Origin of the sequence: Corynebacterium intestinale, assembly GCF_023574125.1 — a bacterium.
In the GTDB taxonomy this organism is placed as follows: domain Bacteria; phylum Actinomycetota; class Actinomycetes; order Mycobacteriales; family Mycobacteriaceae; genus Corynebacterium; species Corynebacterium hesseae.
The window spans coordinates 25,422-38,967 of record NZ_JAMKFF010000007.1; the positions used below are offsets into that span (position 1 = coordinate 25,422).

General features: G+C 61.7%; 14 protein-coding genes. 5 read left to right on the forward strand and 9 right to left on the reverse strand.

Going from position 1 to position 13,546, the window contains the following annotated elements; genetic code table 11:
- Window positions 1-55 precede the first annotated feature (55 nt).
- Genes M5J06_RS08495 through M5J06_RS08505 form a run of 3 tightly spaced genes read right to left on the reverse strand, consistent with a single transcriptional unit; the run spans window position 56 to window position 2,576 of the window.
- Window positions 56-880: a YwaF family protein gene (locus M5J06_RS08495; RefSeq protein ID WP_250224417.1), complete on the reverse strand. Its 825-nt coding sequence runs from the start codon at window positions 878-880 to the stop codon at window positions 56-58.
- A gap of 53 nt (window positions 881-933) precedes the next feature.
- Window positions 934-1,581: an ABC transporter ATP-binding protein gene (locus M5J06_RS08500; RefSeq protein ID WP_070745199.1), complete on the reverse strand. Its 648-nt coding sequence runs from the start codon at window positions 1,579-1,581 to the stop codon at window positions 934-936.
- Window positions 1,581-2,576, reverse strand: a complete 996-nt coding sequence (locus M5J06_RS08505) for an ABC transporter permease (RefSeq protein WP_250224418.1) — start codon at window positions 2,574-2,576, stop codon at window positions 1,581-1,583. The genes M5J06_RS08500 and M5J06_RS08505 overlap by 1 nt, the downstream gene beginning before the upstream one ends.
- 115 nt (window positions 2,577-2,691) lie before the next feature.
- On the opposite strand from M5J06_RS08505, the gene M5J06_RS08510 reads away from it, so the two are divergent.
- From M5J06_RS08510 to M5J06_RS08520, 3 genes are read left to right on the forward strand one after another with little or no spacing between them, the layout of a single operon-like run.
- Complete coding sequence (locus M5J06_RS08510) at window positions 2,692-3,858, forward strand: sensor histidine kinase (RefSeq protein WP_239249165.1); 1,167 nt, start codon at window positions 2,692-2,694, stop codon at window positions 3,856-3,858.
- Window positions 3,833-4,453, forward strand: a complete 621-nt coding sequence (locus tag M5J06_RS08515) for a response regulator (protein WP_250224419.1) — start codon at window positions 3,833-3,835, stop codon at window positions 4,451-4,453. Before M5J06_RS08510 ends, M5J06_RS08515 begins: the two co-directional genes overlap by 26 nt.
- Entirely contained in the window at window positions 4,454-5,464 is a 1,011-nt protein-coding gene (locus M5J06_RS08520; protein WP_250224420.1) for an NAD(P)-binding domain-containing protein, read from the forward strand.
- A 3-nt stretch (window positions 5,465-5,467) separates the two neighbouring features.
- On the opposite strand, the gene M5J06_RS08525 is transcribed toward M5J06_RS08520, so the two are convergent.
- Window positions 5,468-6,040, reverse strand: a complete 573-nt coding sequence (locus M5J06_RS08525) for a VanZ family protein (RefSeq protein WP_250224421.1) — start codon at window positions 6,038-6,040, stop codon at window positions 5,468-5,470.
- 86 nt (window positions 6,041-6,126) lie between these two features.
- Between M5J06_RS08525 and M5J06_RS08530 the strand changes: the two genes are divergently transcribed.
- Entirely contained in the window at window positions 6,127-7,092 is a 966-nt protein-coding gene (locus M5J06_RS08530; protein ID WP_250224422.1) for an MDR family oxidoreductase, read from the forward strand.
- Window positions 7,093-7,122: 30 nt separating this feature from the next.
- Here M5J06_RS08530 and metS read toward each other — a convergent pair whose 3' ends face one another.
- The 5 genes from metS to M5J06_RS08555 form a co-directional block, all read right to left on the reverse strand.
- On the reverse strand, window positions 7,123-7,287 hold the full coding sequence (metS, locus tag M5J06_RS08535; protein WP_154736132.1) for a methionine/alanine import NSS transporter subunit MetS: 165 nt from the start codon (window positions 7,285-7,287) through the stop codon (window positions 7,123-7,125).
- Window positions 7,288-7,312: 25 nt separating this feature from the next.
- Window positions 7,313-8,932 (reverse strand): sodium-dependent transporter, encoded by a 1,620-nt coding sequence (locus tag M5J06_RS08540; protein ID WP_250224423.1) that lies wholly within the window; start codon window positions 8,930-8,932, stop codon window positions 7,313-7,315.
- Window positions 8,933-9,207: 275 nt separating this feature from the next.
- Window positions 9,208-10,533 carry an MFS transporter gene (locus M5J06_RS08545; RefSeq protein ID WP_070561830.1) on the reverse strand — a complete coding sequence of 442 codons (1,326 nt, stop codon included), beginning with the start codon at window positions 10,531-10,533 and terminating at the stop codon, window positions 9,208-9,210.
- Window positions 10,534-10,639: 106 nt separating this feature from the next.
- A complete protein-coding gene (locus M5J06_RS08550) occupies window positions 10,640-11,905 on the reverse strand; it encodes an AMP-binding protein (protein ID WP_154736235.1) in 1,266 nt (421 codons plus the stop codon).
- Between the two features lie 336 nt (window positions 11,906-12,241).
- Window positions 12,242-12,871, reverse strand: a complete 630-nt coding sequence (locus tag M5J06_RS08555) for a TetR/AcrR family transcriptional regulator (protein WP_070561834.1) — start codon at window positions 12,869-12,871, stop codon at window positions 12,242-12,244.
- 103 nt (window positions 12,872-12,974) lie between these two features.
- Between M5J06_RS08555 and M5J06_RS08560 the strand changes: the two genes are divergently transcribed.
- A complete protein-coding gene (locus tag M5J06_RS08560) occupies window positions 12,975-13,433 on the forward strand; it encodes a hotdog fold thioesterase (protein WP_154736134.1) in 459 nt (152 codons plus the stop codon).
- The last annotated feature ends 113 nt before the right edge of the window (window positions 13,434-13,546 follow it).

Genomic DNA, 13,546 nt, shown 5'->3' on the forward strand with positions numbered 1-13,546 from the left:
ACCGTGTGGGTACGTTTTCGCAACGAAGCCCTCGAATTTCGCGGTTCGCGGGCCACTATTTACGAAAACGTACCGTGGCCCGGCGCAGGATCCCGGACGCGGTACCGACGGACTTGCGTATGAGCCCGCGTGGCCCCACCGCCACCGTGCCGCGGCGCAGCGAAGTGTTCTCCCAGGGCCACGTCATCCCCGCCCATGCTGCTGCGACGGCGAGAGTCTCTGCCGCGATGTAGCCGGGCCAGGGTCCCAGCAGGTTGATGATAGAGGGGCTTCCCGGCGCGTGGTTAAGGAAGCCATAATTGCCGTCGGTCTTCGCATTGACCGCCATGGCGGTGGCCATCCATACAGGGGTGACCTTCACGGCGAAGCGATAGCCCTTCCACGTCGGCCGGTAGCCCAAACCAAAGGTCAGCGCTAGCGGAACAGCAAGGGCCACGATGTGGAAGAACCAATAGGTACCAAACCGCAGCCAGCGCGGGGAGAAGTAGTAGATGACATCCGGGGTAATGATGGCCTGCGGGTTGAGGATGATGCCCCAGAAGTAGGTCAAGGTCAGGGCATGTTCGTTGCCGGTAATGAGCCCCAGCGCCAGGATAGGGCGCAGCACATCGCACAGATGCAAAGGCAAAGACTCGCGGATATCGAATTGCTTCGGATCCAGGGAGATAACCGTCCACGCAGTACCCGCCACCAGCAAGGCCCAGCCCACCATCCGGCGGATGAAGGTCTCGCGGGAGGTTCCCTTGATTCTGCGGGCAGCGACGATAAAGACCCCGCAGGCCACCACGGTGATGCTCAACATAAGCGCATGCAATGCGGTCCACTGCTGCATGCGCGGGTAGTCAGTCGGGCTTACTCGGGGTTTGCGGGGTCGAATCATAACGGGGTAATAATTTACCCCTTTGTATGAACATGTGAGAGATGAGCGGGTTCTTACGCGGCTAGCTCGGAATATTCGGAGAGCTTTCCATCCTTGACCTCGACCACGTTGTCGGCATAGTCGAGCAGGCTGCGGTCGTGCGTGATGAACAGAGTTGCGGTATCGAAGTCATCGGTGACACCACGTAGCAACTTGGCAATCTCGCGGGAGAGCTTGGAGTCCAAGGCGGAGGTTGGCTCATCAGCAAGCAGCACGGAAGGCTGGCCCATGAGCGCACGCGCAATGTTGACGCGTTGGCGCTGCCCACCGGAGAGCTGGTTCATGCGGCGGTTGCCAAAGCCCTCCAAGCCCACGAAGCTGAGCAGCTCGTCAGCCCGGTCACCGCGGGGCTTGCGGCCCTCCATGTGGTCAATGATGAGCAGCTGCTCGCGCGCAGTCAGGGCTGCCAACAGGTTGGCTTGCTGGAAGATGAGCCCGCGGGTGCCGTGCATCTCAACGGATCCGGAGTCCGGCTCGATAAGTCCAGCGGCCACGGAGAGCAGGGTGGATTTACCGGAACCGGACTCACCAATCACGGCGGTGAGCCCGCCGGGCTTAACGTCTAGGCTCACGCCGTCGAGCGCAGTTGTGCGGGACTGGCCGTCGGGGTAGGTCACCACGATGTCGCGCAGTGACAGGGCGGGAGTAACGGTGGTAGTCATTAGGCGTTGCCTCCTAGGGCGTCGAGCGGGTTGATCTTGGAAACGCGGCGGGTGGCCAGGAAGGCACCGGCGATGCCGAGCAGCCAGATGCCGAGCGCGGGGACGATGACGGTCATGGCGGAGACCTCGAAGGGCACAGCACCTTGGGCGGCCAGGCCCAGCAGCCAGCCGACGAGCGCGCCCACCCCAACGCCAATCGCCAGGATGATGGCGGCCTGCGCAATAGCATCCTTGAGCAGGTACTTCACGCTGGCACCAAGGGCGCGCAGGATGGACAGGTCACGGGTGCGCTGGATGGTCCAGATGCTCAGGAAGGCGATGGTGACCAGCGCGGAGATGCCGTAGAGGAAGGCCTGCATGGTCAGCAGGGAACCGCGCTCCGAGCTATAGGCCGGCAGGCCGGACAGGGCCTTGCCCATGGACACGGAGGCGTCGGTCGGCTCCTGGGAAAGCACGGCCACGCCCACCATGTCCTCGGGGGAATGGGAGACCTTCTGCCAGGTTTCGGTGGAGACCCACACCACCGGGGAATGGGAGTAATACTCATCCTCGACCACCGTGTTCACATCCAGGTCCACGCCGCCGAGGGTGCCCCGGGAGGGCGCATTCATATCTTCGTCGATGGATTGGCTCAAGACCATGCCTTCCTCCGGAATCACGGTGCTGGAGCCGGGGATCTGGGTGCCGGCGGGCAGGCCGATAACCGCCACGCCGCCGTGGCCCTCCAGCTTGGTTTGGGAGGTGCCCAGCGGAATACCAGAGGCGGGAACGTCCTCGGCGAAGATCTCCGACTCGGTGAAGGAGGGATCTTCCGTCGAGAAGGTCACATAAGGATTTTCCTCCCCAAGTGCCTCGAGTGCGGAGGTATTTTGCTTGGACAGGCCTTGGGTCAGGCCGGACAACATAACGAGCAACAACGTAATTAGAGCCACGACGCCGCCGATCAGGAAGAACCGACCGCGGGCGGTGACTATCTCTCTCAATGCCAGGAACATACTATTTATCCTGCGTGTGCGGGCGCTGAAAGTAATCGGGTAGCCAGTTGAACCTCTACTCAACCGGTTGGTTGATTCGCGCTCCCCCACCTAGGCGATAGGCTGGTGCCTCGTGATGATGAGCAACAAACTGTGGACCGTAGGCCTGCATGCCATGTTCGGCTTCCTCCTCGTGTTTGGAGTGCTCCGCGCCTGGGCCGATGAGCGCCTCGACGCCCGCGTCCTCGGCCTCTCCATCGCACTCGCAGTGGTCTACACGTGTTTCGTCATCTTCGGTTCCCGCACCATTACCCGCCCCGTCCCCACCACCCTCTGGCTCGCCGCCCTATGCCTGTTGTGGATCGGCCTCATGGTGCACGCCCAAGACTTCATGTGGCTCGAATTCCCGCTGGTCTTCGTCTTCATCCATGCACTGCCCTTCTGGCCGGGCATTCTCGCCAGCGTGGTCCTGTGGGCCGTGGCCGCCTTCGTCCCCGCGTGGATCCACCCGCAATTCTGGACCGCGGCCGCGGCCATCGGCCCGTTCATCGGCACCTGCTTCGCCGTGGCCGTCTATCACGCCGCCCGCCGGGTTCAGGCGGAGGCGGCGCACCACGAGGCCGTCGCCAAGCAGCTGCGTGATACCCAGGAAGAGCTCGCCGCCAGCGAGCACCAAGCCGGGCGCCTCGAGGAGCGGGAGCGACTCTCCCGCGAAATCCACGACACCGTGGCGCAGGGTCTTTCCTCCATCGTCCTGCTCAGCCGCGCCGCCAAGAACACCTCCACGCAACAGGACGTCACCGAGCAGCTCGCGCTCATTGAGAAGGTGGCCCAGGACAACCTGGCCGAGGCTCGGCGCTTCGTCAAGGAGCTCGCGGCCCCCGCCTCCTCCATCGATAAGGAACTGCGCGCACTCGTGGATGAGCTCCAAGCCCAGGCCAAAGGGCTCGGGCTGCGCACCCGCTTCGGGCTCAAGCTCACCGGCAGCGCCGACGTCCCCGCCGAGTTTTCCCATGTCATTCTGCGCGCCGCGCGCGAAGGGCTGACCAATGTCATGAAACACGCCGACGCCGACCAAGCCGTGGTCACCCTCGGCTCCTTCACAGATGAGATCACCCTGGATGTCGTCGATAACGGCCGCGGCATCGAGGGCCCACGCGGCTTCGGGCTCACCGGCCTGGAGCAGCGTGTTCGCAGCGTCGGCGGCAGCGTCCAAGTAGAATCATCACCCGCCGGCACCGCGCTCGCGGTGCGAATCCCAACAGGAGGCAGCAGCAATGGTCAACGTGATGCTCATCGATGATCACCCCGTGGTCCGCGCCGGGCTGCGCGCGATTCTAAACGCTTTCCCCGATATCGAGGTGGTGTTGGAAGGCTCCGATGGCTCGGCCGTCGAAAAGCTGGCGGATGCTGATGCTCCCCACATTGACGTGGTCGTCTGCGATATTCAGATGCCGGATGTTGACGGCATCGCCGCCACCCGGCGCGTGCGCGAGCTCGATGGGCCCCCGGTGCTCATACTGACCACCTATGACACGCAGGCGGATATCCTGGCCGCCGTGGAGGCAGGCGCGTTGGGCTACCTGCTCAAGGACGCCCCCGAGGACACCCTGCACGCCGCGGTGCTCGACACCGCCGCGGGCAAGCGGACCTTGGCGCCTGAAGTCACGAACCTCCTGGCGGAGCGCTTGGCGCAGCCGGAAACCGCGCTGTCTCCCCGCGAGCTGGAGATCCTGCAAGCGTTGTCCACGGGGGCATCCAACAAGCAGATTGCCCAGCGGCTTTTCATCTCCGAGGCCACGGTCAAAACCCACCTCATCCACGTCTATCAGAAGCTCGGCGTGGAAACCCGCACCGCAGCCGTCTCCGCCGCCCGCGAGCGAAAGCTCATCCAATAGATGCATACCTACGATTGCATCGTGGTGGGTGGCGGCCAATCCGGCCTGGCCACCGGCTACTACCTGCGCCGCCAGAAGCTCGACTTCCTCATCCTCGACGCCAACCCCTCCCCCGGCGGAGCTTGGCAGCACGTGTGGGATTCACTCACGCTCTTTAGCGATGCTCAGTCCTCCACCCTGCCCGGCTGGCCCATGCCCTCCTACCCGGGCTTCCCGCCGGCTTCCCACGTGGTGGACTACCTCACCCGTTATGAGCAGCGCTATGACCTGCCGGTCCGGCACGGGGTGGCGGTGGAGCGCGTGCTTGACGACGCCTCCCGCTTCCGCCTCCTCACCACCCACGGTGAGTTCCGTGCCCGCACCGTCGTGGCCGCGACGGGCACATGGTCCGCGCCCTTTATCCCCTTCTACCCCGGTGAATTTCAGGGGCGCCAATGGCACACGGCGAACTACCCGGGGTGCGGTCCTTTCTTAGAGCGCGGCCACAACAATCCTGTAGCCGTTGTCGGTGCTGGTAATTCCGGCGCGCAGATTGCCGCCGAGCTCGCCCTCGCCGGCGTGGACACCACGTGGTTTACCGCGCACCCTCCGCGCTGGATGCCGGATGATGTAGACGGGCGCGTGCTCTTTAGCCGCAACCGTCAGCGAATGCTGGCCAAGCTGCGGGGCGAGCCGGACCCGGGCCCCGAAACAGAACTGGGGGATATCGTCATGGTCCCGCCAGTGCTCAAAGCCCGCGATAGTGGGATTCTGAACGCCACCGGCATGTTCTCCTCACTCGAGGAGCTCAACCGCGAGGGCTTTAGCGATCTCATCTGGGCCACCGGCTTCCGGCCGGCCTTGCGCCCCTTCCCCGGGCTGCTGGCAGAAGGAAAGCCCACGGTGGAAGGTTTCTTCCCCGTGGGCTATGGCTCGTGGACGGGCCCGGGCTCGGCCACGATTACTGGTGTCTCACCCTATGCGCGGCGGGTGGCGGGGGACGTCGCCAAGCTCGTGCGTACGCCCAGCTAAGTACTACAGCACCACCAAAGCGAGGAGCACCACCGCTGCCAGCGCAAGGAGGAATCCCAGGCGCCGCAGAATCTTTGTCTGCCCTTCGCGCCCCAAGCGCGCCATGAGTACGGCGCCGAGAACAGAACCCACGGTGTTGTATAGAAGGTCATCGACATCGCTAAAGCCCAGGGCAAAGATATACTGGGCGCTTTCTATGCACAGGCTGACCATCAGGCCGATGAGCATCGCCCCGCCCAGGCCCCATTTAATACCCGACAGGTTGCGTCCCGCTACGTAGAGCGCCGCGCCCAGCGGCATGAAGAGAGCGATATTTCCCACGAGGTCGGTCCACCCGCCGTACCACACGGAAGAGTTCTCAAAACCGCCTAAGAGCTGGGTGTTCACCTGGCGCACGGCATGCGCGGAGCCGTCAACCACGCCTGGGATGTCCATGAATGGCTTGCCCACCGTCGCCAGCATCACGACCACCAAGGACAGGGCCGCGACTAGGAAGGAATCACGAAGCTGGTGCCGATACGGATCCGGCGCGGGCCGCAGCCTATTGCGCGGGTGTTGAGCTTTAATCCCAGTCATGCGCTTCACCCTAACGATGTTCTCTGGACGCTGGCTGAAGCATTAGCCGGAAAACGCTGCTTCACATCCTCTGTACGATAGTGCCCATGAGCACACTTATTGTCACTCGCACGGAGTCTGGAATAAGCCATTCCTTCCAAGAGCAGCCCTTGCTCGGGGAAGGTGACACGGTCGTGGATGTGCAGTTTTCTTCCCTCAATTACAAGGACGCCATGGCCTTGCAGGGCGATAAGGGGGTCATGCGCATCGATCCCCTCGTCCCCGGCATCGATGTGGTGGGTACCGTGGCGGAAACTTCTGATTCTCGCTTGAGCCCCGGCCAGCTTGTGGTCGCCTGCGGCGATGGCTTGGGCGAATTCCGCCATGGCGGCTACACCACCCGCCAGCGCGTCAATGCAGAGGCCACCATCCCCGTGCCCCAGCGCTTCAGCGCACACGATGCCGCCGCGATTGGCACGGCCGGCTACACCGCCGCTATCTGCGTGAACCAGCTGCGCGCGCACGGCACGACACAGGGCCATATCTTGGTCACCGGCGCCACTGGCGGCGTGGGCTCCGTCGCGGTCCAGCTGCTCAAGTCCGCTGGCTACGAGGTCACCGCCGTGACCGGCCGCGTGGATTCTCAGTCGGACTACCTCACCGCACTCGGCGCAGATCACGTTCTGGACCGCGCGGAGTTGTCGGAGACCGGCCGCCCGCTGCAGAAGGCGCTGTACGACGGCGCGATTGACACCGCCGGCTCCACCGTCCTGGCCAACGTGCTGGCGCAGGTGCGCTGGGGTGGTGTGGTTGCGGCCACCGGTATGGCGGCCGGCCCGGATCTTCCCGCTTCGGTGCTGCCGTTCATCTTGCGCGGCATCGTGCTGGCCGGCGGTAACTCCGTCGACGCGCCCCGCGAGGTGCGCGAGGCGGCCTGGCAGCTTCTCGACGAACACCTCGACCTCAACATGCTGAACTCGATCACGGAAACGGTGGCGCTTTCCGACGTCGCCACCGCAGCCACCGAGCTACGCGCCGGCTCCCGCCACGGGCGCACGGTGGTCGAGATTTAGGCCGACGCAGAGCTCACCGCGTCCCGCCGTTTAGTGCACGCGGTGGGACAGGGATTCGTCGTCTGTGCCGAGGGCATTGCCCAGCTCGCCCGTGGTGTCATCGTCGCTGCGGGCCAGCCAAATAGAGGAGATCACCAGTCCGCCCCAGATGACGACGACGAAGAGGATGAAGAGCAGGATTGCGCTTGTAGTCATTGTCGTTGACCTTTCCTAATACTCGTTACTTGTCATCCGCGGTTTGTGTAGCGGTGTTAGCCGTGGCAAGCGGGTTCGGGGTGCCGGCTGGGCGCCCACCTACGGGAACGCCGTAGTCCGAGGTCTCCATGCCATCGAGGTACTTGTTCCCGCGGAAGGCCACCAGCGGCATGAGGAAACTAGCAAGCAGGATGAGACCCAGCACCGCCCAGCCAAAGAGGCCAATCTGGGTAGAGGAGTAGCCTTCATAGCCCTCACGGGCAATGGTGAGGATTTCGTTAACGAGGAAGTAGACCAGCAGCAGCGGGGTGGCGATGAAAGTCAGGAACTGCCAGAAGCCACCGACCTTAAACTGCGACACGGCGTTGAGGTGCTGCTGAATCTCGCGGCGGCGGCCGGTGACCCAGCCGACGACCACCAGGGCACAAATAGAGCCGAAGACGATGCCCAGGTTGTTGGTGAACTTATCCATGATGTCCAGCGTGACCAGGCCCGAGGACGTGGAGAAAAGAACACACGACACCACAGCCATGGTGCCGCCTACGGTGATGGCGGAAACGCGGCGAGAGATGTTGAACTTATCTGCCACGGCGGAGACGACGACTTCCATGATGGAAATCAGCGAGGTCACGCCGGCCAGGAAGAGGGAGCCGAAGAAGAGAACGCCGAACAGTCCGCCGAGCGGCATGAGGTTGATGATCGTCGGGAACGCAATGAAGGCTAGGCCGATGCCGGAGGATGCCACCTCATCCACAGCCACGCCCTGCTGGGCGGCCATGTAGCCCAGGGTGGCGAAGACGCCGATGCCGGCCAGCACCTCGAAAGAGGAATTAGCAAAGGCCGTAACCAGACCGGTGTTGGTGAGGTTGGTACGCGGCTTGAGGTAGGAGGCGTAGGTAATCATGATGCCGAAGCCAATGGACAAGGAGAAGAAGATCTGCCCGTAGGCGGCGATCCACACCGACGGGTTGCTCAGCACGGACCAGTCCGGGGTGAAGAAGGCGTTGAGGCCCTCGGCGGCGCCGTCGAGGAAGAAGGCACGGATGACCAGGATGATGAACATGACGGCCAGGACAGGCAGGAAGATAGAGGTCAGCTTGCCGATGCCCTCATTGATGCTCGTGGCCAGCGTGGCAATGCAGACGATCCACACGAGGATCATGACGCCAAGGATGGACGGGACGATGTGCCCGGAGTAGGTTGCCTCCGGCTCAGCTTGGAGGAAGTCACCCATGAAGTACTCCGCAGGATCATCGCCCCATGCCTGGGTCACGGACTTAACGGTGTAGAGCGCCGCCCAGGCAATGATGGCGGCGTAGTAGATGGCGATGAAGAAGTTCACGCCGACCTTGAACCAGCCGATTCCCTCCCAGCGGCTGCTGATGCGTCGGAAGGCCAGCGGCGCGGAACCACGGAAGCGGTGACCAATAGCCAGGTCGAACCACAGGATGGGAATACCGGCGGTGAGCAGGGCAACCATGTACGGGATGAGGAAGGCACCGCCACCGTTGTCATAGGCAACATACGGGAAGCGCCAGATGTTACCCAGGCCAACGGCGGAGCCGATAGCAGCCATGAGGAAGACAAAGCGCGTATTGAAGGTATCGCGCGTTGAGCGAGTCTTGTGCGGGGTTGATGTGGTCATGAGAGAACTTTCTTCTTGAGCAAATATCGCGCACGAGCAAGACCGCAGGAATTGTTTATACGGGCCGCGTACGACGAGTATTAGCGAGAATCTTAGCCTACCTGCCAACCTATAGGTACCGTTTTGAGTTTTTATTTCTTGGCATCTAGCCCACCCCAACCCCATGGTCAGGAGCCCAAAACCGACAAACCCCTCAACGCCTATCCCCTGCCCGAAACGATGGGGTCCGGGAGGAAGCTAAGCGATGAAGGGTAACGGGGGAAGAAGCCGCGCGACTATACGTGCAGATCGCGGTCTTGAATCCCCTTGGGAACGGCGAGCACACCGATGAGGGAGACAATCGAAATCGCGACGCCATAAGCCGCGATAGCCATGGAGGTCTCAAACTTCGTGTAAAGCATCTCCGCGATCATCGGGGCGAAAGCACCACCGATAATGGAGCCGAAGGCATAGCCGATGGACACGCCTGACAGGCGCACCTTCACCGGGAACATCTCCGCGTACATCGCCGATTGCGGGCCATAGCTCGCGCCCAAGATGACGCCAAGGAGGAACACGGCCGCGCCGAAAAGCATGACATTGCCGGAATCGACCGCAAGGAATACCGGGGTGATGTAGAGCGCCAAGACGATGTAACCACCAATGAATGTCGTACGGCGCCCAATCTTGTCAGACAGGTGGCCAAAGTACAGCGTTCCGAAGAACCAACCGACAGACGCGATAAGGGCAACGGCTAGGGCTTGCGGGCGCGTATAGCCCACGACCTTCGTGCCATAAGCAGTGAAGTAGGCGATGACGAAGTAGCCGATAGCGTTGTTAGCGGCAAAGATGAGCGCGCACTTGATCACGGTTCCCAAGTGCCCCTTGAACAGGACTGCCAGCGGTGCGGAGGACTTTTCCTTCAGCTCTTCCATTTCCGCGAAAGCCGGGGACTCTTCTACCGCTCGGCGAATGAGGTAGCCGAGGACAATGAGCACCACAGAAGACAGAAATGGAATGCGCCAACCCCATGCAACGAACTGCTCTGGGGTCAGGACAGTGGAGAGGACCAGCATGAAAATGGTGGCAAGGAACATACCAAGAGGCACGCCCACCTGCGGGAAAGCGCCAAACAGTCCTCGCTTTCCTTGCGGTGCGTGTTCCACCGACAGCATCGCTGCGCCGCCCCATTCACCGCCTGCAGAAAGGCCTTGAAGGATGCGCAGGACCACCAACAAAATGGGCGCCGCCATGCCGATGGATGCATAGGTCGGCAGCACACCCATCAACATCGTGGCCAGACCCATGCCAACCAACGTGACCACAAGCACCGGCTTGCGGCCAAGCCTGTCACCCAAGTGGCCGGCCAGAATTGCACCGAGTGGGCGGAAGAGGAAGGAGATGCCCAGCGACGCCCAGGAGATGATCTGCGCGAGCGAGGCGCTTTCATTGGAGACCGGATCGAAGTACTGGGTGGCAAAGATCAGGCCGGCGGCCTGGGCGTAAATGAAGAAGTCGAACCACTCAATGGTGGTGCCGACCATCGAGCCGGCGAGCACACGCTTGTGCTCTGTTGTGATTCCCGGCCCTTGGGCAGGCTGTTGGGTGACTGGTGCAGACATAGTGGGATTCTTTTCTCTATGGGTGCAGAAGCACGGTGGATACAGTTAAGCCAGTGAAAAAGGGACAAATACTGAGCTAAGACGCGCCGGAAGGGCCGAGAACGGACTACTTATCGCGGTTGTCGACGATCCTCTTTGCCTTGCCCTCACCGCAATCGACATGGTCAGTGATTTCCACACCTACGGTGATGCCGATGCGCTCCTTGATCTGTTTCTTCAGCCACTGGGCAGAAGCGTCGACCTGATCAGGGGTTGCCTCCGAGGAGTGCTCAACCACTAGGGTGAGGTGGTCCATGCGGCCACGCTTGCTCAGCACACACTGGTAGCGCGGGCGCAGCACGCGGTCCTCGGTGATAATCTCTTCGAACTGTGACGGGAAGCAGTTCACGCCGCGCAGGATGATCATGTCATCGTTACGAGCGGAAATGCGGTCGATTCGACGCATCGAACGCGCAGTGCCCGGGAGCAAGCGGGTGATGTCGTGGGTGCGGTAGCGGATGATCGGGAAGGCCTCCTTCGTCAGGGAGGAGATGACCAACTCGCCGTACTCGCCGTCCGGCACCGGCTGAAGGGTGTCAGGATCGATAATCTCTGGATAGAAGTGGTCTTCCCAAACGGTCAGTCCGTCCTTGGTCTCAACACACTCCTGAGCCACGCCAGGGCCCATCACCTCGGAGAGGCCGTAGATATCGGTGGCCGTGATACCGAAGCCTTCCTCGAGCTCGCGACGCATTCCCTCGCTCCAGGGCTCAGCGCCAAAGACGCCGGCGCGCAGGGAGGATTCGCGCGGGTCCAGGCCTTCCTTACGCATGCGGTCAAGGAGGTTGAGCACGTAGGACGGGGTGCCCAGAATCGCGTCCGGCTGGAAGTCCTGCATGATCTGAATCTGACGCTCCGTCTGGCCACCGGAGGTAGGAATTGCCGTAGCACCCAAGGCTTCAACGCCATAGTGGGCACCCAGGCCGCCAGTAAAAAGACCATAGCCGAACGTAATCTGCACCTTATCGCTCTTTCGCAGGCCACCTGCGCGCAGCGAACGAGCTACGAGCTCCGCCCAAATGCGCACGTCGTTTTCGGTATAGCCCACGACAGTCGGGCGTCCGGTGGTACCGGAAGAAGCGTGAATGCGCGAAATCTGGTTCTGGCCTACGGCAAACATTCCGAAGGGGTATTCCGCACGGAGAGTTTCTTTATCCGTGAACGGGAACTGCGCAAAGTCCGACAGCTCCTTGAAGTCATCCGGGTGAACACCCTTCTCATCAAACGCGCGGCGGTAGTGCGGGACGTTGTAGTACGCGTGGCGCAGCTCATTCTTCGCGCGTGCGGTCTGCAGCGCGATGATTTCATCTCGGGAAGCGTACTCAATACCCATCTGGGGGCCGTGGTGGTCGGAGAAAATGTCAAACGTTGCGGTCACGTCATTTGCCTTTCATTTCGAGGAGAGGGGAACCACACCCTTTAAGCTCCCTCGAAAGTGCTGCAAGAAGTTGGTTAGCTGGGACAACGCACAACACGTGCGATACTTACTTACCGTTCGGTTAGGTAAGTCTTGTGACGTACACTACAGACCACAGCGGTGATAGACAACACATTTACACCAAGTTTTTGAACCACGGCACATCTATGCAGGCCACGGCGGTTTCACACGCAAAAGAAGCCCCCACCCCCGAATTGAGCGACAACGCCGGGGCGAAACGCAGGTTCGGAGCTACTTCATTGCGTGCGGCGCTAGGCCGCTGAAAACAACACTTTCAAACGTGTTGGCCAGCTCCTCGGCATCGATTCGCCCTTCCGGCTCGTACCAATCGGACGTCGAGTTGATCATTCCAAAAATCATGCGCGTCAACAGCGGGGCTTCAATGTCGGAGCGGATAGCACCCTCCTCCTGGGCTTCCTCCACCAGCGGAATCACAGAACGCGTCAACACCCGACGGCGCTCAAGCGCGGAGCGCTCCACCTCGGAGTTACCCCGCAACCGGAGCAAGAGCGCAACGGACTTCGGGTCAGAGCACAGCACCTCAATCGAGCCACGCAGCAGCCCACGTACCTTCTCCCCCGCCGAGAGATCGGCCGCCGCCATCTCCTCCGCAACCGCTTCCAACCGTTTCAGCGCCTGGACCACCGTGAGCTCCAGGATCTCTTCCTTCGAAGAAATGTGGTGATAGAGCGCAGACTTGGAGATCCCCAATTCACTCGCCACGTTATCCATCGACGTGGCGTCGTAACCGCGGGCAGTAAAAGCGCGGACAGCTGCACGAATGACATCTTCACGGGAGTAGCCGGGGCGGCCACGGACCGCGCCCTGAGCGATGGACTTCTCTTTATTCACGCAGTCCATTCAAGCAGAGAGCCCCGGGCGCCGTTAGACTAGTGAGCCACCACACCCCTTTACCCGCTCCCTCGGTAGCGCTGCGGAAGGCCCTTCCCAAGGAGGAATTCCCATGAGCACCGAACACCCCATCCTCGCCCCCGGCGTCGCCGAAGGCCCCGAGTTTACCCACGTGCGCGCCATGTTCGATGACGACCGAGCCACTGCGGAAATTGGCGCGAGAATCACCACGTTGGACCTCGGCAAATGCGAAGGCCACTTCACCATCCGCCCAGAGATGTGCAATGGGCATGGCACAGCGCAAGGTGGCTATCTGTACATGTTCGCCGATTCCATCTTCGCCGGCGCCTGCAACTCCGGTGGCGAGTTGGCCGTCGCCGCGCACAACTCAATCCACTACATCGCCCCCGCCTTCGAAGGGGACGTCGTTGATGGCGTCGGGATAACCCGCCAAGCCTGGGGACGCAATGGCGTCGTCGATGTCACCCTCAGCATCAAGGGAAAGCCCATCGCCGAATTCCGCGGCACATTTCGCGTTCTTCCCGCTAAGCCGCAGAACCGTAACTCCTAAAGCCCAGCTACAGACCTAGCAGCGATTCGTTCGAAAATAGGGCACAGCTCACAAACATGGTTGACATAGCTCACACCTGCCCCATATACTGACCAACCAGTCAGTAAGTATCA